20 protein-coding genes are annotated in these 21211 nt (G+C 37.2%); all 20 read left to right on the forward strand.

Going from position 1 to position 21211, the window contains the following annotated elements; translation table 11 throughout:
• Positions 1-181 precede the first annotated feature (181 nt).
• The 20 genes from secA to VEIS1202513_RS02890 all read left to right on the forward strand — a co-directional run bounded on the left by secA (position 182) and on the right by VEIS1202513_RS02890 (position 21209).
• Positions 182-2617: a preprotein translocase subunit SecA gene (gene secA / locus VEIS1202513_RS02795; RefSeq protein WP_105089104.1), complete on the forward strand. Its 2436-nt coding sequence runs from the start codon at positions 182-184 to the stop codon at positions 2615-2617.
• A 121-nt stretch (positions 2618-2738) separates the two neighbouring features.
• Positions 2739-3846, forward strand: a protein-coding gene (gene prfB, locus VEIS1202513_RS02800) for a peptide chain release factor 2 (protein ID WP_244856287.1) whose coding sequence is annotated in 2 segments (ribosomal slippage) — positions 2739-2795 and positions 2797-3846 — 1107 coding nt in all. Because the reading frame shifts where the segments join, the coding sequence is not laid out codon by codon here.
• A gap of 8 nt (positions 3847-3854) precedes the next feature.
• Complete coding sequence (locus VEIS1202513_RS02805; RefSeq protein ID WP_024066682.1) at positions 3855-4550, forward strand: LmeA family phospholipid-binding protein; 696 nt, start codon at positions 3855-3857, stop codon at positions 4548-4550.
• Positions 4551-4562: 12 nt separating this feature from the next.
• A complete protein-coding gene (locus VEIS1202513_RS02810; RefSeq protein ID WP_213467781.1) occupies positions 4563-6605 on the forward strand; it encodes a DUF5693 family protein in 2043 nt (680 codons plus the stop codon).
• The gene (csaB, locus tag VEIS1202513_RS02815; protein WP_213467782.1) at positions 6598-7698 is read left to right on the forward strand and encodes a polysaccharide pyruvyl transferase CsaB; all 1101 of its coding nucleotides are present in this window, start codon (positions 6598-6600) and stop codon (positions 7696-7698) included. Before VEIS1202513_RS02810 ends, csaB begins: the two co-directional genes overlap by 8 nt.
• 33 nt (positions 7699-7731) lie before the next feature.
• Complete coding sequence (locus tag VEIS1202513_RS02820) at positions 7732-8568, forward strand: transketolase (protein WP_119206736.1); 837 nt, start codon at positions 7732-7734, stop codon at positions 8566-8568.
• Positions 8568-9500, forward strand: coding sequence for a transketolase family protein (locus tag VEIS1202513_RS02825; RefSeq protein WP_213467783.1), 933 nt, complete (start codon positions 8568-8570; stop codon positions 9498-9500). The genes VEIS1202513_RS02820 and VEIS1202513_RS02825 overlap by 1 nt, the downstream gene beginning before the upstream one ends.
• A 14-nt stretch (positions 9501-9514) precedes the next feature.
• Positions 9515-10201: a cell division ATP-binding protein FtsE gene (gene ftsE, locus VEIS1202513_RS02830; protein WP_119206734.1), complete on the forward strand. Its 687-nt coding sequence runs from the start codon at positions 9515-9517 to the stop codon at positions 10199-10201.
• The gene (gene ftsX, locus VEIS1202513_RS02835) at positions 10191-11078 is read left to right on the forward strand and encodes a permease-like cell division protein FtsX (protein ID WP_024066929.1); all 888 of its coding nucleotides are present in this window, start codon (positions 10191-10193) and stop codon (positions 11076-11078) included. Before ftsE ends, ftsX begins: the two co-directional genes overlap by 11 nt.
• On the forward strand, positions 11078-12283 hold the full coding sequence (locus tag VEIS1202513_RS02840) for a murein hydrolase activator EnvC family protein (RefSeq protein WP_105094305.1): 1206 nt from the start codon (positions 11078-11080) through the stop codon (positions 12281-12283). Before ftsX ends, VEIS1202513_RS02840 begins: the two co-directional genes overlap by 1 nt.
• A 1-nt stretch (position 12284) precedes the next feature.
• Positions 12285-13424: a S41 family peptidase gene (locus VEIS1202513_RS02845; RefSeq protein ID WP_105094306.1), complete on the forward strand. Its 1140-nt coding sequence runs from the start codon at positions 12285-12287 to the stop codon at positions 13422-13424.
• 17 nt (positions 13425-13441) lie between these two features.
• A complete protein-coding gene (gene obgE, locus VEIS1202513_RS02850; protein ID WP_119208216.1) occupies positions 13442-14713 on the forward strand; it encodes a GTPase ObgE in 1272 nt (423 codons plus the stop codon).
• Between the two features lie 8 nt (positions 14714-14721).
• Positions 14722-15006 carry a ribosome assembly RNA-binding protein YhbY gene (gene yhbY, locus VEIS1202513_RS02855; RefSeq protein WP_024066152.1) on the forward strand — a complete coding sequence of 95 codons (285 nt, stop codon included), beginning with the start codon at positions 14722-14724 and terminating at the stop codon, positions 15004-15006.
• Positions 15007-15072: 66 nt separating this feature from the next.
• On the forward strand, positions 15073-16194 hold the full coding sequence (proB, locus tag VEIS1202513_RS02860) for a glutamate 5-kinase (RefSeq protein ID WP_213467784.1): 1122 nt from the start codon (positions 15073-15075) through the stop codon (positions 16192-16194).
• Positions 16195-16203: 9 nt separating this feature from the next.
• Positions 16204-17463 (forward strand): glutamate-5-semialdehyde dehydrogenase, encoded by a 1260-nt coding sequence (locus tag VEIS1202513_RS02865; protein ID WP_213467785.1) that lies wholly within the window; start codon positions 16204-16206, stop codon positions 17461-17463.
• A gap of 139 nt (positions 17464-17602) precedes the next feature.
• On the forward strand, positions 17603-18217 hold the full coding sequence (nadD, locus tag VEIS1202513_RS02870) for a nicotinate-nucleotide adenylyltransferase (protein ID WP_213467786.1): 615 nt from the start codon (positions 17603-17605) through the stop codon (positions 18215-18217).
• A 3-nt stretch (positions 18218-18220) separates the two neighbouring features.
• Positions 18221-18790: a bis(5'-nucleosyl)-tetraphosphatase (symmetrical) YqeK gene (yqeK, locus tag VEIS1202513_RS02875; protein WP_213467787.1), complete on the forward strand. Its 570-nt coding sequence runs from the start codon at positions 18221-18223 to the stop codon at positions 18788-18790.
• A 12-nt stretch (positions 18791-18802) separates the two neighbouring features.
• Complete coding sequence (locus VEIS1202513_RS02880; protein ID WP_119208207.1) at positions 18803-19924, forward strand: LCP family protein; 1122 nt, start codon at positions 18803-18805, stop codon at positions 19922-19924.
• 12 nt (positions 19925-19936) lie between these two features.
• Complete coding sequence (gene rsfS, locus VEIS1202513_RS02885) at positions 19937-20299, forward strand: ribosome silencing factor (RefSeq protein ID WP_024066146.1); 363 nt, start codon at positions 19937-19939, stop codon at positions 20297-20299.
• Position 20300: 1 nt separating this feature from the next.
• Positions 20301-21209 carry a CvfB family protein gene (locus tag VEIS1202513_RS02890; protein ID WP_213467788.1) on the forward strand — a complete coding sequence of 303 codons (909 nt, stop codon included), beginning with the start codon at positions 20301-20303 and terminating at the stop codon, positions 21207-21209.
• Positions 21210-21211 lie beyond the last annotated feature (2 nt).

The raw sequence follows: 21211 nt of genomic DNA on the forward strand, positions 1-21211 counted from the left end.
TCTACTTTTTTAATCAGCCGATTATTATACTAAGGTGGATGACCATTTTGAGTCATCCACCTTTTTTACAAAAACCTATAAATAATCGTGAAATGCCTTGAATTCTTTGACTATTCAAGGCATTTTCGTTATAATAAATTAGATAAAATAATGTAAGATGTCCTATAGAGGAGTGATTTGTTTGTTAAGCTTTTTACAAAGGCTATTAGGCAATAATAACGCAAAAGAAATCAAGAAAATGCGTGCTATTGCTGATCATATTAATGAAATTGAACCGAATTATGTTAAATTAAGTGATGCTAACTTAGTAGCAAAAACCGATGAGTTTAAACGTCGTTTGCAAAAAGGGGAAACGTTAGACGACATTTTACCAGAAGCATTTGCCGTAGTTCGTGAAGCGTCTAAACGCGTGTTAGGCATGCGTCATTTTGATGTACAGTTGATTGGTGGTATTTGCCTTCATAGAGGTAATATTGCAGAAATGCGTACTGGTGAAGGTAAAACATTAGTTGCTACATTACCAGTTTATCTAAATGCTTTGACAGGCAATGGGGTGCATGTTGTTACAGTAAATGATTATTTGGCGACTCGCGATAGCGAACAAATGGGGCGTTTATATAACTTCTTAGGCCTTTCTACAGGTCTTATTGTAGCTAATCTCGATTTTAACCAACGTAAAGAAGCATATGCATGCGACATTACATATGGTACAAATAATGAGTTTGGTTTTGACTATTTGCGCGATAACATGGTATCTGATGTATCACAAATGGTACAACGTCCATTGAATTATGCAATTGTCGATGAAGTTGACTCCATCCTTATCGATGAAGCGAGAACTCCATTAATTATTTCTGGTCCTGGTCAACGTTCCACAGATAATTACTATAAGTTAGCTAAAATTGTTCCTCATCTTGTGAAAGATGAAGATTATACAATTGATGAAAAACAAAAAACCATTGCACCTACAGATTCTGGTATTGCTAAAGTCGAAAAAATGCTTGGTGTTGAAAACTTGTATGATTCAGAAAATATTGAGTTAAATCATCTACTTGGTGCATCTCTTCGTGCATATGCTATGATGCATCGCGATACTGACTATGTAGTTAAAGATGGTGAAGTTGTTATCGTCGATGAATTCACAGGTCGTTTGATGTTTGGTCGTCGTTATTCCGATGGTTTACACCAAGCAATCGAAGCTAAAGAAGGCTTGAAGGTTGAACGTGAAAGCCAAACATTAGCTTCTGTTACATTCCAAAACTATTTCCGAATGTATAAAAAGCTTGCTGGTATGACTGGTACAGCCAAAACAGAGGAAAAAGAGTTTATCGATATTTACGGTTTGGAAGTATTACCTATTCCTCCAAACAAACCATTGGCTCGTATAGATTTGCCTGATCAAATCTTTAAAACAAAGGCAGCTAAATATCGTGCTGTAGTACGTAATGCTGTAGAACGCCATCAAACTGGTCAACCAATTTTGATTGGTACTACATCTATTACTCAATCTGAAGAACTTTCAGATATGTTATTACGTTCAGGGGTACCACATAAAGTATTGAATGCTAAACATCATGAAAAAGAAGCGGAAATTGTTGCAGATGCTGGTCAAATGGGCATGGTGACAATCGCTACAAACATGGCTGGTCGTGGTACTGATATCACACTTGGTGAAGGTGTCCCTGAATTAGGCGGTTTGGCTATCTTGGGTACTGAACGTCATGAAAGTCGCCGTATCGATAATCAGTTGCGTGGTCGTGCTGGTCGTCAAGGTGACCCAGGTTCCTCTCAATTCTTCTTATCCTTAGAAGATGATTTAATGCGTATCTTTGGTGCTGATAATATTACAGGTATCATGGATAAACTAGGCATGGAAGAGGATGAGCCTATTGAGCATTCTTTGATTACTAAATCTATTGAACGTGCTCAAAAGAAAGTAGAAGATCATAACTATAATATTCGTAAATATGTCCTTGAGTATGATGATGTTATGAATCAACAACGTGAAGTATTATACGAACAACGTCGTCGTATTTTACGTAACGAATCCTTACGTGACACAATCAATGAAATGATTGATAAACTTGTTACTGAATCTGTAGATGCTTATGCAGATGAAAAATTATATCCAGAAGAATGGGATTATGAAGGTCTTTATAAGCATTTAAGTCAATATTTCTTAACAGAAGAGATTATGTCCTCTCAAGATATGGAAGAGTATAGCCGTCAAGAATTGTTAGAACGTTTACTTGAAATTGCTCATGCTGAATATCAAGATCGCGTTGATATGCTTGGTGATGCTATGTTTGGCCAACTTGAAAAGGCTATTATGTTGCGCGTTGTTGATAACAAATGGATGGAACATTTGGATAATATGGATATGTTGCGTGAAGGTATTGGCCTTCGTGCATATGGCCAAAAAAATCCATTGGTGGAATATAAATTTGAAGCCTTTGATATGTTCCAAAACATGATTGCTGCAATTCAAGATGAAACAATCATGGCGTTATACAAAATTCGTGCACAATTGATTCAAGAAATTGAAGAACCAGTTGACCACTTAGAAGGTGCACAACCCCATCATGAAGATGTGTTGGAGCCACAAAACATAGATTAAGATTTGTGAATGGCACGTTGCTCAATGGGATTTCCTTCTGGGCAACGGCCATTTTTCTATTTTATTAAGGTGATAATTTATCGATGTAATAAGCTAATAAGTAAAAGGTGGTGAACATAAATTGTTAGAAGATTTAAAACCGATTATTTCTAATCTTGAAGAACGTATTTATGGAATGAGGGATTCACTTTAACATCGCTCAGAAAGAGGATCGAATCTTTACACTAGATGTACAAATGAGCGACCCTACATTTTGGGACGATCCTGATAAGGCTCGTGAGATTTCTCAAGAGGCTACACAATTAAAGAATGCTGTAGAAAGCTATAAACAACTTGTTAGTGACATCGAAGATGCTAATGTAATGCTAGAGATGGCTATAGAGGAAGATGATCGTTCTCTAGAAGGAGAGATTAAGGATTATGTTCAACAAATAGAAGAAACTGTAGAAAAACAAGAGGTTCTTTTATTGCTTAGTGGTGAGTATGATGCTAATAATGCGATCTTAACATTCCATGCTGGTGCAGGTGGTACAGAAGCACAAGATTGGTGTTCTATGCTCATTCGCATGTACTTACGTTGGGCTGAAAAAGCAGGATTTTCTATTGAATTGATGGACGAACAGCCCGGTGATGAGGCGGGCACTAAATCTGCTACATTTTTAATTAAAGGTGAAAATGCTTTTGGCTATTTGAAATCTGAAAAAGGCGTACACCGTCTTGTTCGTATCTCACCATTTGATGCTGCAGCACGTCGTCATACATCCTTTGCTGCTGTTGATGTAATGCCAGAAATTGATGATACAGTAGAAATTAATATAGACATGAAGGATGTACAAGTAGATACATATCGAGCTAGTGGTGCTGGTGGTCAGCATATTAATAAAACAGATTCGGCTGTACGTATGACGCATAGACCCACTGGTATTGTAGTTCAATGTCAAACACAGCGTTCCCAAATGCAAAATAGGGAACAAGCATTACGTTTATTACGAGCAAAATTATTTGAATTAGAATTAGAAAAACAAGCAGAACTTAAAGAGCAAATAGGTGGTACATACCAAGCCATTGAATGGGGCAGTCAAATTCGCTCCTACGTATTCCACCCATATAATCTCGTTAAGGATCATCGTACAGGGGTTGAAACAGGAAATGTACAATCCGTTATGGATGGTAATTTAGATCAATTTATGGAAGGCTTCTTGAAAAAAGAAGCAAATTTAACAGTTTAGGAGTTCTTATGAAAAAGTTTTTACTATTCCTACTAGTGCTGATTATTGCCTTGGCAGCAGCAACACAATTTTTATTACCTTCTTATATTAGTTCTCGTATTGAAAAACAATTAAATGATTCCCTAAAACCATCTGCTCAAACTGTAAATGTTGAGTCTCAACCAGGATTCAAATTACTTTATGGTGAAGCTGATCATGTATACGGTTCTTTAGATGATGTAAAACTTGGTAAATTAAATTTTGCAAACTTCAAATATGATGCAACACAAATTCTAGTGAACCCAATTTCATTATTGGCTAGCCAAGAAATAGATGTTGTTAGAGTAGGAAACTCAAGTATTGACGGTATAGTTACTAATGAAGATTTAGCAACATTTTTAAGCACTCAAGCAGGCAGTGAGATTCAAGATGTACAAGTAAATATTAGTAAAGATAATATTAGTTTAACTGGCAAGATGAATGTAGGTATGGTATTTAAAGGCGCTGTTAAATTAGATGGCAATTTAGAATTAAAGGATAATACTTTATTATTTGCACCTAAGAAATTCACCATTAATGGTGCTACTATCCCAGGTTTAACATCTAATGTACTAGAAGCTACTGAAATCTATAACTTCAATAACTTCCCTATTCCTGTAAAAGCAGAAAGCTTAACTATCGATAATGGTGAAATTCACATTAAAGTTAAACCAGTGCTCAACTAGAAAGGATTTGTCGTGAATCATCGGAACACCCAGAAAAGTAAGTACTCTTGGATTCTTATATTATGTATTATTGTAGGACTTGTATCCTCTTTATACTTAGTATTTGAACGCCATCAGATAGAAAAATCTCAAAACCATATAGAAAATATCGTAGATTATGATGCTGTTTTACGGGCTAATGCATTTGAAAAACGTAGTCAACAAGAGGCCTTTGATGCGCTTCGCAATGCAGGTGTAACAGCATTTGCTATTTATGATCGCACCTTAGAAAAAGCGAAAGATGCAGGTCAAGTTAAGGTATTATCTTCCGAAGAAATGGATTCTGTCCGTGTTAATGGGACATCCGTGAAACATGGTGCAACTTATGTAGCTTTGATTTCTGGTAAAGAAGGCTATTATAAAGAAATTCGGGAAGATTTATATCATCGTATTGGTAAAGATAAAGTAAAAGAGCTCAATACAAGTATTGGTCCGGTTCTTGAGTTATATGGTGCTACTGCAGATAGCTATCTAAAAATGAATCTTGGTATTTCCAAGCTTCAAGCTCAAGAAGTTGCTAATCGTGGATTTAATGTTATTGTTCGACCTACAAATTACAGAAATGTAACGTCTGAAGATCTTCAATATCTATTTAAACGCCTTGAAGGAATTCCACATGTTACTGGTATGATTTTTGCTGGCAAAGAAGCTCTTGGTGCGCCTAACTTAACTGATGAAACCTTAGAATTATTACATAAAAATCACATTCCTTTAGTTGGTATCGAAGCTGTTAACCAACTTCAATATGAGCCACAACAAGGTTTCTTAGAAATGGCTGCTAAAGAGAATTATAGCGTTGGTCGGGTATATACAATTGCTAAGGACGAATTAAAGAAAATTACTCCTGAAGAAGCAGCACAACGTTTCTATATTAGTGATATTGAACGAAATATTCGTTTCAATTTATTCCCTATGTATGAAACTGGTGTAAATAATGAAACAGTATTACAAACTACCATTAACTATATTGGTATGACTACTGAAAAATTATCTACAAAAGGTTATGAATTTGGTCCTGCTGATATTTATCCACCATATACACCTAATCCATTGTTAGTTGTTATTACTATGATAGGTGCTATTGCACTGTTTGTTTACGTTGGTCAAATGTTACTTCCAATGCGTAAACATACACAATTGGTCGCATTCTTTGGAATATCTCTTGTATCTGTAGTATTATTCATCATTACAAGTGGCACACTGATTACTCAAATTTGGGCCTTATCTAGTGCTATTATGGCTCCTGTAGGTGCTATGATCCGTTTGATGGAAGAATGGCGTCGTTATGATGGTGCTCGTCCATTAAGTGCTATTAAATCTACCGTATTAGCAGTTCTTTATCTCGTAATTGCTGCACTCTTTGCAGCTATTGGCGGTATGTATATTGCATCTTTGCTAGGAAATACGAAATTCTTTATGGAATTTGCTATCTTTAGAGGTGTTAAATTAACATTTGTACTTCCAGTTGTATTGGTGATTATCGCTTATTTACAACGTTTCCCATTGTGGAAAGGTCGTATGATTAACTCTAAAGAAGAAGCAAAGAAATTTATAGTTGAATTTTTAACAATGGATGTTAAGTTCTACGTATTTTTTGTAATGGCTGCTCTTGGTGGCGTAGCATGGGTATTTGTTGGCCGAAGTGGTCATACAGCAGGTGTTCCTGTACCAGGAGTTGAACTCATGCTTCGTCGTTTTCTTGAAAATACAATGTATGCAAGACCTAGAGAAAAAGAGTTCATTATTGGTCACCCTGCATTAATGTTAGCTACATTTGCATTCCTACGCAAATGGCCTACAGTGATCCATTTCTTATTAACTATTGCTGGTGTTATTGGCATAGCGTCTATGGTTGAAACTTTCTGTCATATTAGAACTCCTGTATTCATGTCTATTATGCGTGGATATGATGGTTTGTTAATTGGTGCGCTCTTAGGTTTGCTTCTTATCATTGCTGTTCGTTTCATGATGTATGTAACACAATGGTTCCAAGCTCGGGAGGTTGACCATGAGTAATATTGTTATCTCTGGCTACTATGGTTTTGGTAATGCTGGTGATGAAGCAATGCTTTGTGCTATTATCGATGCCATTCGTAAAGAGGAAGCAGATGCGCATATTACGGTTATTTCTGGTAATCCTACAGAGACGAGCAAAAAGCACAATATTCATGCGGTGGGAACCTTTTCTGCATTCGGTATTCTAAAGGCTATTTCAAATTCTGATTTAGTTATCAGTGGTGGAGGCAGCCTGTTACAAGATGCTACTAGTATTCGCAATACATATTACTACTTAAGTATTATGGCTTTAGCAAAAATGATGGGTAAAAAGGTGATGCTATACTCACAAGGTATTGGACCTTTAAATCGCCCTTCTACAAGGAAAGCTGTTAGCTTTGTTTTGCGTTTTGTTGATACTATAACGGTTCGTGATTCTATTTCTAAATCTGAATTAGATTCCTTAGGAATTGAAGATGTAGAGGTTACAGCTGATGCTGTTTTGGCTATGCAACCGGCAGATTTGTCTATTGGTAAACGTATTTTAGAAGGCTATACATCTAAACTACCTAAATCTATAGAGAATCCAAAACGAATTGGTGTTGCTGTTCGTAGTTGGAAAGATGATACAGAATATCGTGAATCATTAGCCAATGTGTTGAGCCGATTACAAGAGCAAGATGAGGTAGAAATTATTTTTATTCCTATGTCTCATCCAGAGGATACAAAAGAAGCTAAAATTATTGCTAGTTATATGCCAAAAGGAGCTATTGTTCTTGAAGGACCATTCTCTACAGAGGAACAAGTATCCTTGTCGGGTAATGTAGACCTTATGATTGGCATACGTCTTCATGCATTAGTATTTAGTTCTTTAATGAAGAAACCTGTAATTGGCATTTCCTACGATCCTAAAATCACTAGTTTCTTACATATGATTGGTCAAGAACCAATCGGTACAATGACCCATCTTAGAGAAGAGGCTTTATATCAGAGATGTCATAAGCTCTTAAATTCAAGAGAAGAGTACCAAGCATCTTATGATCGTATTGAAGCATTGCGTGTTAACTCTCAACGCAATGCAGAAATCGCTATTTCATTACTTAAAAATTATTAATATATTGGATCTAATCCAGAAAGTGAGGTCTCTATGGCTACATTAACACAAGATGTTAAACAACTAGTTCAAGAGAAGGCAAAAGCTATTCGCGTGAGTATTGTTCAGTCTGTAACGGCAGCGAAATCTGGTCACCCAGGTGGTTCTTTATCTATCGCTGATGTGATGGCCTTGTTGTACTATGTAGAAATGAATGTAGATCCAGCAAATCCAAAAGCTCCAAATAGAGATCGTTTTGTCCTTTCTAAAGGTCATGCAGCTCCTGCTTTATATGCTACATTGGCTGAAAAAGGTTATTTCCCTAAAGAAGAACTTTTGAATTTACGTAAAATTGACCATATGTTACAAGGCCATCCTGATATGAAACATACTCCTGGCGTAGATATGTCTACAGGTTCCTTAGGCCAAGGCATTTCTGCCGCATGTGGTATGGCATTGGCAGGCAAAATTGACAATGCTGATTATCGCGTTTACTCCATTTTAGGTGATGGCGAGCTTGAAGAAGGTCAAGTATGGGAAGCAGCAATGTTTGCTGGTCATTATAAACTCAATAATTTGACTGCTTTTGTTGATTTTAATGGCCTTCAAATCGATGGTGATATTACTAAAGTACTTTCTCCATTGCCAATTCCTGAGAAATTTAAAGCTTTCAATTGGAATGTTATTGAAGTCAATGGTCATGATCTTGATGAACTTCATAATGCTATTGAATCTGCTAAAGCTTTCACAGAAGGTCCAACTTGTATCGTAATGCATACTGTAAAAGGTAAAGGCGTAGCTGAAATGGAAGGCCAAGCAGGTTGGCATGGTAAAGCGCCTAGTGCAGAGCAAGGTGAAACCTTTGTTAATGAAATTATGGGGGTACAATAATGGGTAAAGCAACACGTGAAGCATATGGTAATGCGTTAGCTCGCATTGGTAAAGAAAATACAAATATTATCGTATTAGATGCAGATTTATCTAAATCTACTAAAACTGATACATTTAAAAATGTCTGCCCTGATCGATTCTTTAATGTAGGTATTGCAGAACAAAACTTGATTTCTGTTGGTGCCGGACTTGCAGCAGCAGGCAAAATTCCATTTGTTTCTTCCTTTGCTATGTTTGCAACAGGTCGTGCATTTGAACAAATTCGGAATGCTGTATGTTATCCAAAATTGAATGTAAAAGTATGTGCTACTCATGCTGGTATTACTGTAGGTGAAGATGGTGCTACACATCAAAGCTTGGAAGATATTTCTTGTATGCGTACTTTACCTAATATGACTGTAGTAGTACCTGCAGATGAACGTGAAACAGAAGCAGTAGTTGAATGGGCTGCATCTTATGAAGGTCCTGTATATGTTCGTTTAGGCCGTGCTGGAGTAGATGATGTTACAGCTGAAGGTTATACATTCGTACCTGGTAAATCTACTACATTAGTAGATGGTTCTGATGTAACAGTTATCGCTTGTGGTGCTTTGGTTGGACCTGCAGTAGAAGCAGCTAAAACTTTAGCTGCTTCTAATGTGTCTGCTCGCGTTATCAATATGGCATCTATTAAGCCTATCGATGCAGAAGCAATTGTAAAAGCAGCTACTGAAACAGGTGCTATTGTAACAGCAGAAGAACATAATATCATTGGTGGTCTTGGTTCTGCTGTGTCTGAAGTTGTTGTGGCTAATAAGCCTGTTCCTATGGAATTCGTTGGTGTCCAAGATACATTTGGGGAGAGTGGTACGCCAAAAGAATTGATGGCTAAATATGGTTTGACAGCAAAAGACATTGTAGAAGCAGTAAAACGTGTAATCACTCGTAAATAATCAAAGGGGATCCCATGATTGAATTTAAGAATGTTAGTAAAGTCTATGATAATGGTTCTGTTGCATTAGACGATGTGTGTTTAACTATAAATGAGGGCGAATTTGTCCTCATTTGTGGTCACAGCGGTGCAGGGAAATCAACTCTATTTAAATTGTTAACTCATGAAGTAGTACCTGATTCTGGTACTGTCATTGTTGATGATTTTGATGTTACGCGTATGAAGCGTAGTAAAATTCCAAAATTACGTAGAAAACTTGGTGTTGTATTCCAAGATTTCCGTTTATTACCAAACAAAACGGTATCAGAAAATATTGCCTTTGCGCTTGAAGTAATTGAAGAAAAACCAAAGGTAATTAAGGAAAAGGTAAGTCATGTACTAGAACTTGTTGGCTTAAGTGATAAAGCAAATGATTTACCAGAGGATCTGTCTGGTGGTGAACAACAACGTGTTGCTATTGCTCGCGCTATTGTAAATCGTCCATCTGTACTTATTGCTGATGAACCGACTGGTAACTTAGATCCTGATACAAGTAAAGGTATTGTAGATTTGTTTAAGCATATCAATAATTTTGGCACAACTGTTATTATGGTTACCCATAATATGGATCTTGTTTCGTATTTAAATAAACGTGTTATTCGTCTAAAAGATGGTCGCGTTCAAAGTGATAATATGAGAGGTGCAGAAATTAATGAAGCCTAGAACATTGAAATACTTTTTTAAAGAAGCCCTCAAATCTATGAAGCGTAACGGTCTTATGACGTTAGCATCTATTTCTACAGTGGCTTTATCTTTATTTATGCTTGGTGTATTCCTTTGCGGTGTTATCAATTTGAATAACATGGCATCTAGCTTAGAAAACCAAGTTCAATTGAGCATTTACTTAAAAGATGGTTTAACAACCGACCAAATCATGGCAGTAGGTAAGCAAATTAAAGCTATACCAAATCTTAAGCATTTGGAGTTTGTTAATAAAGAGCAAGCTATGAAGGAATTCAAAGCTCGCCTTGGTGATCAACAACAATTAGTAAATGCCCTAGGTGATGTAAATCCATTGCCAAATTCTTATGTATTAACTTTTGATAATCCTAGTGATGTTAAGGCTACAGCTAAATTAGCTACCACATTCCAAGGTGTTGAAAGTACACATTATGGTCAAGATATTGTGGAAGAACTCTTCCGTATAACTCAAGTTATCAGAATTGGTGGTATCGTATTAATTGCATTCTTAGCAGCAGCTACATTATTCATCATTTCTAATACAATTCGTTTGACTGTGTTCGCTCGTCGTAAAGAAATTGCCATCATGAAATATGTAGGTGCAACAAATGGCTTTATCCGTTGGCCATTCTTGATAGAAGGCATGTTATTAGGTCTAGTTGGAGCTATTATTGCCGTTCTTTGTGTAGGTGAATTCTACCATTTTATTACTATGGAAGTTTCCGAGTCTTTAGCATTCTTCCCATTAGTACCAATGTTCCCATTCTTCTATGATGTGGCTATCTATATTTTAGTTGGCGGTATTATAGTCGGTGCTATTGGTAGTACAATTTCTTTAAAACAATACATGAAGGTGTAATGTTTATGAAATACAACACAATCAAATCTCGTCTGGTGGCAACAATTTTAACAGGTATAGTAGTACTGGGAACACCACTATACATTGTTGCGGAAGATGAGGATTTAACGAATCAATTAGATTCAATTCAACAACAAGTTAATCAACAAAACTCTATTAAAGCTGATGCTGAAACTGTCATTGTTAGTGTATCTGAACAGTTGCGTCAAATTGAAGAGCAATTGCGTCAAGCTCAACAACAGTTAGAGTCTATTCAACAACAACGTGTAGCCGTTGAAAATGATATTACTGTTAATGAAAAGTTACTAGCAGAAGCACAAAAACGTTTAGAAGGACGTGAGTCCGTATTTTATAAGCGTGTACGTGATATTTATATCAATGGTCGTCTAAGTTATTTAGATGTTGTTATTGGTTCTAAAGACTTTAGTGATTTTGCAAATCGACTAGAGATTTTAAAACGCATTATTGATGCTGACATTAAATTAATCGATGAAATCAAAAAAGAACGTGCTGAAATTGCTGCACGTAAGCAAGCTCTTGAGCAATCTCGAGCTAAATTAGTGGAGCTTGAAAAGGCGGCAGTAGCTAAACAAGCTGAAATTGAACAAAAGAAGAAAGAACGGGAAGTCGTTCTTCAAAAAGCACAAAATGATCGTGCCACTGCAATGCAAGCTGTAGAAGAACTCAATGCTTCTTCCGCTCAAATTACTGCACTATTAAAAGCACGTCAAGCGGAACGTGCAGCGGCTCGTGCTGCTGCAGAAGCGGCGGCCGCAGCAGCAGCTCAACAGTCTGCACCAAGTTACTCTTGGGTGCAAGGTTCTGGTCAACTGGGTTGGCCTGTAAGTGGTGAAATTACTTCACCATATGGTTATCGTACACATCCAATTTGGGGAACAACAATTTACCATTCTGGTATAGATATTGGTGTTGATGAAGGTACACCTGTTCATGCTGCTGATGGTGGTACTGTTGTTTGGTCTGGTTGGATGGGCGGCTATGGTTATGCCGTAGTTATCGACCATGGTAATGGCATGTCTACCCTTTATGGCCATAATTCTGAGCTTGCTGTCTCTGAAGGACAAGATGTATCTAAAGGTCAAGTTATAGCCTATGCTGGTAGCACTGGTAATAGTACTGGGCCACACGTACATTTTGAAGTTCGTATAAGTGGGGATCCTGTGGATCCTATGGGATATTTATAATATGAAATTTGATACACGTACGGTGTTATGGAGCCTATTGAAATATATAGGCTCTGGCATCGTTATTATGTGGCTCATGTTTTGGTATCTATCTGGTTCATTCTGGGGGTTACCAAGACTATTTGTAGCCTACTATGCTGCGAGTCAAGTCTTTATGACACCTATGTCTAAAGCTACCCTTTATGATGGTATGTTAAAAGGTTTGATTGGCTCTTTGGGAGAGCCTCATAGTGTTTATTTAGATGCTGATGAATTTAAGTCCATGAAAATGCAAACATCTGGTACTTATGCTGGTGTAGGCATGGTTCTTGGGCATGATGATAAAGGTTTATATGCAGTTAGTATTATGGAAGATCAACCAGCTTTCAAAGCGGGCATTAAACCTGGAGACCATATTATTGCTATCAATGGTCAATCCACAAGTGATATAACTGTAGAAGATGCATCCTCTCGAATTCGCGGTGAGGCAGGTACTGTTGTAGCCCTTGATATAGAGCGCAATGGTGAAACATTGCACTTTGATATCACTCGTGAATCCATTGTGTTACCAACTGTTAAAAGTAAAATGCTTACAAGTACAGTGGGGTACATTCGTATCAGTCAATTCGCTGAAAATACAGCTGATGATTTTGAAACACAGTTTAAAGAATTGCAATCTCAAGGTATGAAGGAACTAGTATTAGATCTCCGAGATAATCCTGGTGGTTTGTTATCTACAACAGAAAAGATTTCCAACTATATTATGCCTCCAGGTACACTAGTAACGGTACAAAATCGAGCTGGTAAAAAAGATGTTTATAAGTCGAATGGCCCAGAAGTAGCTATGCCATTAGTAGTTCTTGTTAATAAAGGGTCTGCTAGTGCATCTGAAATTATAGCTGGTGCTATTCAAGACCGTAAACTAGGTACCATTTTAGGTACTAATACATATGGTAAAGGTACAGTTCAAACTATTTACCCTAGCCTTGATAATGAAGGCGTTAAGGTAACTATTGCTAAGTACCATACACCAAATGATCGTGTTATTGACGGCATTGGTATTAAACCAGATGTAGAGCTTGATTTACCAAAAGGTGTAAATCCATCTAGTACATTAGATGATATTCAAATTAAAAAGGCATTAGAGTTATTACAGCAATAATGCATAGGAGTTAAAATATGTTTATAGATAGAGCGCGTGTCTTTGTTAAGGCCGGTGACGGTGGGGATGGCATGTCTAGCTTCCGCCGTGAGAAATACGTGCCAAATGGCGGCCCTAGTGGCGGCGATGGTGGTAAAGGGGCAGACGTTATTTTTAAAGCGGACAAGAATATTAATACTCTTGTAGACTTTAGATATAAACGCCAGTTTAAGGCGCCTGCTGGTGGTAATGGTGAAAGCTCCAATAAGCATGGTCGCGGTTCTGAGCCACTTATTATCCCAGTTCCGTTGGGCACCGTAATTAAAGAAGAAGAAACAGGAAAAATTTTCTGTGATCTCGTTAACGATGGCGATACATTTGTTATTGCTAAAGGTGGTCGTGGGGGCCGTGGGAATGCACGTTTCCAAACAAGTGCTAACCGTGCACCGACATTTGCAGAGAAAGGTGAACCGGGCGAAGAGTTCTGGTTACAATTAGAATTAAAAGTATTGGCTGACGTTGGTTTATTAGGGTACCCATCTGTAGGTAAATCTAGTATTTTACGTAAGGTTTCTAAAGCTCAACCAGAGGTTGCGGCTTATCACTTTACTACATTGACACCTGTACTTGGGGTAGTAACAATCTCTGGGGACCGTAGTTTTGTACTAGCTGATATTCCTGGCCTTATTGAAGGTGCTAGCGAAGGTGTTGGTTTAGGACATAACTTCTTGCGTCACGTAGAACGGACTAATATTTTAATTCACGTCCTTGATGTATCTGGTATGGAAGGACGCGATCCAAAAATTGATTTTGATGCTATTAACGAAGAGCTTCGTAAATATTCTGAAAAATTAGCCAATAAAAAACAGATTGTTGCACTCAATAAGATTGATATGGTCTTTGATGATACAACAATTCCTGATACAAAAAAATATTTTGAAGATAAAGGCTACGAAGTATTCCTTATCAATGCATTAAGTGGGGAAGGTTTACCAGAACTTATGGAACGAGCATACTACTATGTAGAAAACTACGAGCCAGAACCGGAAGCAACTGATGATACAGTAGTATACGAAGCAAAACCAGATGTAGAATTCGTTATCACTCGTGGTGACGATGCTGCATTCTATATTACAGGTAAACGTATTGAACGTTTAGTAGCAATGACAAATTTAAGTGATGATCAATCTCTTCGTAGATTCCAACGCATTTGGCGCTTTATGGAGCTAGATGCTAAATTAAAAGAAAAAGGTTGTAAAGACGGTGATGAAGTTGTGATTGGCGATCAACGCTTTACATTCCAAGAGTAGGAGTAATAATGACAGGAAAACAAAAACGGTATTTACGTTCTTTGGCAGCAACAATGCCACCAGTAGTTCAAATTGGTAAAAATGGTTTAGAAAATAGTGTTATTGATAGTGCTCGTGCAGCCTTAATGGCTCGTGAATTAATCAAGGTGAAATTACACAACAATAGCCCTGAAGATAAGACGATTTTCCAAGAGTTAGCTGATATGTTAGGTGCTGAATTAGTCCAAGTTATTGGCTTTAATGGTGTTTTATATAAAGCTAAAAAAGAACCTAAAATTATTTTACCTAAGTAAATCGTCATATTACTGAATTTTATTATAATGGGAACTTCATAACATGTTGGCCTAGGAGGTTAATCTATGCGCAGTGCTATCATCGACGCAAAAAGAATAGTAGTTAAAGTAGGCAGTAGTACGCTATGTTATGCTAATGGTCATTTAAACTTAGAGCGCATAGAAAGATTAGTACGCCAATTATCAGATTTAGCTAATCAAGGTAAAGAGGTTATCCTTGTTTCCTCTGGTGCAACGGGAGCTGGCCTTGCCCCTCTAGGATTTAAAGAAAAGCCTAGAGACCTTGTTTTGAAACAAGCTGCTGCAGCAGTAGGACAAGGTATCCTCATCCATATGTATGAGCGTATGTTTCGTGAATATGGTCGTACAGTAGGTCAAATTCTTTTAACAAAAGAAGATAGTACAGGCCGTCATAGTTATCTAAACTTGCGCAATACACTACATACGTTATTGCAACTTAATGTTATTCCTATTATCAATGAAAATGACGTAGTTGCTATTGAGGAATTTAAAATTGGTGATAATGATACTTTATCTGCTACTGTGGCAGGCATTGTAGATGCTGATTTGCTTATCATCTTATCCGATATTGAAGGATTATATACAGCTAATCCAGCAACTCATCCTGATGCAACATTGATAGAAATCGTTTCTGAAATTACTGATGAAACCTATGCTATTGCAGGTGGAGCTGGATCTAATATGGGTACAGGTGGCATGTATACCAAGATAAAGGCAGCCCATATGGCTACAAACTCTGGTGTACCTATGGTAATTACATCCGGTGAGGTGGAGGATTCTGTGCGCCGCGTATGTAAGGGTGAAAATATTGGTACCCTTTTTGAAGCACATGATGCTGGCTTATCAGGAAAACATCACTGGCTTGCCTTTGGTAAACGATTAAAAGGGTCAATCACTATTGATGATGGTTGTGCTCGTGCTGTATTAGATAAAGGTGCTAGTATTTTACCAGCTGGTATTATTGATGTAGATGGGGCATTTGGGCCTGGTGATACAATCTCTATTTACCATGATGGTAAAGAAATCGGTCGAGGTCTTATTAACTATGGCATCGAAGATATGAAGGCCATTAAAGGTCATAATACTAATGATATAGCTAAAATTTTAGGTATTAATACAACCTATGATGAAGCAGTACATCGTAATAATCTAGTTTTATTACATTGAGGATATCCTATGAACCAGTATGAAGAAATTTGCAAAGATATGGGTCAAAGAGCTAAAGCGGCATCCTTTGAATTGGCTCAAATTGATCAAGGTACATTAGATTCTGCATTATTGGCAATCGCTGATGCTGTAGAAGTACAAACCGATGAAATTATGGCCGCTAATCAATTAGATCTAGATAAATCTGGCGATTATAATGTACCTCAAACTATGATAGATCGATTAACATTGACACCTAGCCGTATTTCTCAAATGGCTGAAGGTGTTCGTCAAGTGGCGACTCTTGAAAGCCCTGTGGGATCTGTTATGGAAACGATTACACGTCCTAATGGCTTGACTATAGAAAAAAGAGCAGTACCTTTTGGTGTTATTGGTATTATTTTTGAAGCGCGCCCCAATGTGACTATCGATGCTGGTGTACTTTGTTTAAAAACTGCAAATGCTACTATATTGCGCGGTGGTAAAGAGGCATTCCATACTAACCAAATTATTGTGTCTATTATGCGCAATACCTTAGAAACACTAGGCATTACACCAGATGCGATTCAACTCGTGGAGGTTCTAGATCGAGAGATGGTTGGCGTATTACTACAACAACGTGAATATATTGATGTTGTTATTCCACGTGGTGGAGCAGGACTCATTCGCCGTGTTGTTAATGAAAGTAGTATTCCTGTCATTGAAACGGGGAGTGGTGTATGTCATACCTTTGTCGATGAATATGCCAATCTAGATATGGCGTTAGAAATTGCTATTAATGCAAAGGTACAGCGTCCATCTGTATGTAACTCTATGGAGACTCTATTAGTACATCAAGCTGTAGCTGCTGAGTTTTTACCGCGTCTTGATGTGGTGTTACAAGAATATGGGGTACGAATTCACGGCGATAATGCTGTAGCTCAATATATGGGTAATACAATTCCTTTAACAGATGATTCTTTCAATACAGAATATAATGATATGGACTTAAATGTACGTATTGTTGATACTCTTGAGGAAGCAATCGATCATGTGAATTTATATTCTACACATCATTCAGAAGCTATAGTAACAGATGAACCAATGCGTGCAAAAGTATTTATGAACTTAGTAGATTGTTCTACAGTTTATCACAATGCATCAACTCGTTTTACTGATGGTTTTGAATTTGGTTTTGGTGCGGAAATTGGTATTAGTACCCAAAAGCTTCATGCTCGCGGACCAATGGGATTACAGGCACTAACATCATATAAATACTTTGTATTTGGAGAAGGCCAAGTTCGAAAGTGAAGACCGTATATTACTTAATAAGGGCATACTACAGATATATTCAGACTCCAAAAGGTCGATACGAATGGATATCCTATGGAAAGGCATTGCTCTTGTTTATCGTTATCTGTGTCATTGTCATTAAGGGTGTGGCATTATTATGGTAGAGAAACGTCGTATAGGAATCATAGGTGGAACATTTAATCCTATCCATTTAGGGCATCTAATGATTGCTGAGGTTGCTTGTGAAAGCTTTAACCTAGAAAAGGTAATTTTTGTACCTGCCAAGGTTCCGCCTCACAAACAACATGATGTAATAGATAGTCGTCATCGATATGCTATGACGGCAGCAGCCGTATCAGATAATCCTAATTTTGAGATTTCTGATGTAGAGATGCGTCGAGAAGGCCCTTCGTATACAGTTGATACTATTCAACATTTTAAGGTCCTTTATGGACCAAATGTTGAATTTTACTTTATCGCTGGTACTGATACAATTCGTGCATTACCAACGTGGAAGTTTATTGAGGAATTATTAGATGAGGTCCACTTTATTGGCGCTACAAGACCTGATGGATCCAGTGTTATTGACGAAACATTAACGATTTTAGGCCCTAAAGCACGTGAAAAAATACATCTTATGGAGGTTCCTGAGATGAAATTATCTGCTACGTATTTACGAGAACGTCTACGCTCTGGTAAAACAGTTCGATATATGTTGCCAAAATGTGTGGTGGAATATATTGAGGAACACCATATTTATGGGAAGGAATAAAGGATGTTATCATTTGATGAAATACAACTTAGAGTGAGTCAATGGCTGAGCAAGAAACGATTTAAGCATACTCTTGGCGTTGTGGAATCGGCTACTCATTTAGCTAAGCTTTATGGCGTTGATGTTGAAAAGGCTAGATTAGCTGCATTACTACATGATTGCGCTAAAGAATTGCCTTTACAGGATATGCAAGATCTTGTGAAAAGTGAATCTTATGATGCTGATCAAGAATTATTAAGTAATGGCAATCTTTTACATGGTTTAGCTGGTATGATTCGAGCAAAAAAAGAGTTTTCTATATCTGATGATGAGGTTTTAGAAGCCATTCGAGTTCATACGACTGGAAAGGTACATATGTCTATGCTAGATAAGGTGATATTTTTAGCAGACTATATTGAGCCTAATCGAAATTTTCCCGGTGTGGATGAGTTGCGTAACGTTTCAGAACTAGATTTAGATAAGGCGGTATTGCTTGGTTTTGATAATACTATTATTCATCTTATAGAGCAAAATTTATCGATTTATCCGTTGACCATTCTTGGTCGTAATGATGTGTTACAATCTTGTAAATAATGGAGTTTATATATGGAAGAACGTGAACGAGCAAGAGCTCGCCGTCGTAGAAGAAGACGTCAACAAAAGTCATCTGTTAAATGGCCTAGATTTATAGTAGCTGTTATTGTAGTACTTGCCCTACTTGGGGGTATAGGCTATGGTTTGTATACTGGGGTATCTTATGTGTATAGAGCTGTTACAGGTACTACTGAGACAACTGATACAGCTGTAGATAATGGAAATAAACAAGATGGTAATACTGTATCTGTAGAACAAAAAGGGTTAGATAAACCATTATACATTCTTGTTGTCGGTACTGATGATAATAATCCTAGTCAAAGTGATAGTCTATTCTTGTTATCCATTAATTTAGATCAAAAAACAATGGATGTTATTGGCATTCCTAGTAATAGTAAAATTGATAATAGAGATCAGACAGATGCAAGTATGCTCAATAGCATCTATGAAAAAGGTGGTATTGATCTAACAAAGGCTGTCATTGAAGATATGTTCCATATTTCTATACCATATTATGTTGTAGTTAATCAAAATGCTTTCAAAAAGACTAACGATGTATTAGGAAATCAACAAATCTATGTAGAACAGACTATGGAACACGTAGATGCAGAGGGAAATAAAGATATTGATTTGCAACGAGGATATCAAACATTAGATAGTGATAAGGCTTTATCCTATTTACGATATTCTGATCCAAAACACGATACATTTACACGTGTACAACGACAAGAAAGATTTTTGAAACTATGGGTAGAAGAAGAGCATAATTCATTCTTCTTAACAAATGCATGGCATATTTGGAGAATTTGGGATCATTATGATAGTAATATTTCTACATTAGATGCCATTAAGCTTGTGTATAATGCTAGCAAAATTAATAAGGAAGAGATTCATTTCTATATTCTTCCTGGTGAAAAAGAGTTAGTTGGCGATATGACATATTGGAAGGTAAATCCAACGGAAGCACAACGATTAGTAGGCATTACGATGGGAAATCTACCAGCCAATGAAATGACACAATTTGTAACAGCTCCAACTAATAGCACAGCCAAGGTTGCACCTGAATCAGAACATAATGGTGGTACTATCACAAAGCCATCAGAACCGGGTGATGAGAGTACTAATAAACGTTAAAAGGGGAATAGTATGAAAAATAAAGAAGAAGTTAAACAAATCGTATTACAATTAGCACAAGCAGCTTTTGATAAAAAAGGCAGAGACATCGAAATTCTCGATTTAGAAGGTGTATCTATGTTAGGGGATTACTTCTTAATTGCTAGTGCAAATAATATTAAGCAGTCTCAGAGTATTGCTGATGAAATGGAAGATAAAGCTGCAGAATTGGGCATGACAGTAAATCATAGAGAAGGTTATCGCGAAGGTGAATGGATTTTACTTGATTTTGGCGATATTATTTGTCATGTCTTTGGTGGTGATGAGTTGCGAGAATTCTACGGTTTAGAAGAATTATGGAATGATGCAGTTCGAGTTCCATTTGAAGGAGTATAGTATGGCTACAGAATTGTTGGAAAATACAATTGCCACATTAAAAGTATTGCGTACTAGTGATCAAGGGGCTTTTCTAGATGGTCAAACTGGCAATACAAATGATGATATTTTGCTCCATAAGGATCAACAAACATCTCCTGTTGCCATTGGTGATGAAGTAGAGGTATTTTTATATCGCGATCCAAAGGGTCGTTTGACTGCTTCTATGCGTTTACCAGCGATGAAGGTAGGTCAAATTGGGTATGTTGAGGTAATCAATACTACAAACTTTGGCTGTTTCGTAGAGGTTGGTACTGAGCGTGGTATCTTCATGCCTCACGCAGAGATGCGTGGTCGTCCTCAAGTGGGTGAAAAAGTTTGGGTTCGACTCTATACAGATAAATCTGGTCGTTTTGCGGTATCTATGGATGTTGATGACGAAATGCGTCGCGCATCTAAGGCTGCTACAGATGCTAAAGTAGGACAACTTGTTAAAGGCGCTATCTACAACTTGACTAGTGATGGGGCATTCTTCATCACTCCTGAACGATGGATTGCCTTTTTACATCGTTCTGAGATGACTAGAAAATTAAATGTAGGAGAAATGGTTGAAGGTCGTGTTACCTTTAAACGTGAAGATGGTCGTGTCAATGTATCGATGCGTCCTACTAAGGAAAAGGCACTCATTTCTGATGGAGACATTATAATGGAGTACCTTCTTAATCGTGGAGGCAAGATGCCATATAGCGATGAATCTTCTGCGATGTTGATTAAAGATAAATTTAATATCAGTAAAGCTGCCTTTAAGCGTGCTTTAGGGCATTTGATGAAAGAGAAAAAAATTGTTCAAGATAATGGTTGGACATTGTTAACTGAAACAGGACGTCAATGGACACCTCCTGTTGGTAATGAATCACAAGAAGAGGAATAAAG

Source organism: Veillonella orientalis, assembly GCF_018406505.1.
GTDB lineage: Bacteria > Bacillota > Negativicutes > Veillonellales > Veillonellaceae > Veillonella > Veillonella nakazawae.

Bases quoted from the DNA above. Each gene is read 5' to 3' on its own strand.
- VEIS1202513_RS02805 (WP_024066682.1), top strand. From the start codon at position 3,855: ATGAAAAAGTTTTTACTATTCCTACTAGTGCTGATTATTGCCTTGGCA.
- csaB (WP_213467782.1), top strand. From the start codon at position 6,598: ATGAGTAATATTGTTATCTCTGGCTACTATGGTTTTGGTAATGCTGGT.
- VEIS1202513_RS02820 (WP_119206736.1), top strand. From the start codon at position 7,732: ATGGCTACATTAACACAAGATGTTAAACAACTAGTTCAAGAGAAGGCA.
- VEIS1202513_RS02825 (WP_213467783.1), top strand. From the start codon at position 8,568: ATGGGTAAAGCAACACGTGAAGCATATGGTAATGCGTTAGCTCGCATT.
- ftsE (WP_119206734.1), top strand. From the start codon at position 9,515: ATGATTGAATTTAAGAATGTTAGTAAAGTCTATGATAATGGTTCTGTT.
- ftsX (WP_024066929.1), top strand. From the start codon at position 10,191: ATGAAGCCTAGAACATTGAAATACTTTTTTAAAGAAGCCCTCAAATCT.
- VEIS1202513_RS02840 (WP_105094305.1), top strand. From the start codon at position 11,078: ATGTTTATGAAATACAACACAATCAAATCTCGTCTGGTGGCAACAATT.
- VEIS1202513_RS02845 (WP_105094306.1), top strand. From the start codon at position 12,285: ATGAAATTTGATACACGTACGGTGTTATGGAGCCTATTGAAATATATA.
- obgE (WP_119208216.1), top strand. From the start codon at position 13,442: ATGTTTATAGATAGAGCGCGTGTCTTTGTTAAGGCCGGTGACGGTGGG.
- yhbY (WP_024066152.1), top strand. From the start codon at position 14,722: ATGACAGGAAAACAAAAACGGTATTTACGTTCTTTGGCAGCAACAATG.
- proB (WP_213467784.1), top strand. From the start codon at position 15,073: ATGCGCAGTGCTATCATCGACGCAAAAAGAATAGTAGTTAAAGTAGGC.
- VEIS1202513_RS02865 (WP_213467785.1), top strand. From the start codon at position 16,204: ATGAACCAGTATGAAGAAATTTGCAAAGATATGGGTCAAAGAGCTAAA.
- nadD (WP_213467786.1), top strand. From the start codon at position 17,603: ATGGTAGAGAAACGTCGTATAGGAATCATAGGTGGAACATTTAATCCT.
- yqeK (WP_213467787.1), top strand. From the start codon at position 18,221: ATGTTATCATTTGATGAAATACAACTTAGAGTGAGTCAATGGCTGAGC.
- VEIS1202513_RS02880 (WP_119208207.1), top strand. From the start codon at position 18,803: ATGGAAGAACGTGAACGAGCAAGAGCTCGCCGTCGTAGAAGAAGACGT.
- rsfS (WP_024066146.1), top strand. From the start codon at position 19,937: ATGAAAAATAAAGAAGAAGTTAAACAAATCGTATTACAATTAGCACAA.
- VEIS1202513_RS02890 (WP_213467788.1), top strand. From the start codon at position 20,301: ATGGCTACAGAATTGTTGGAAAATACAATTGCCACATTAAAAGTATTG.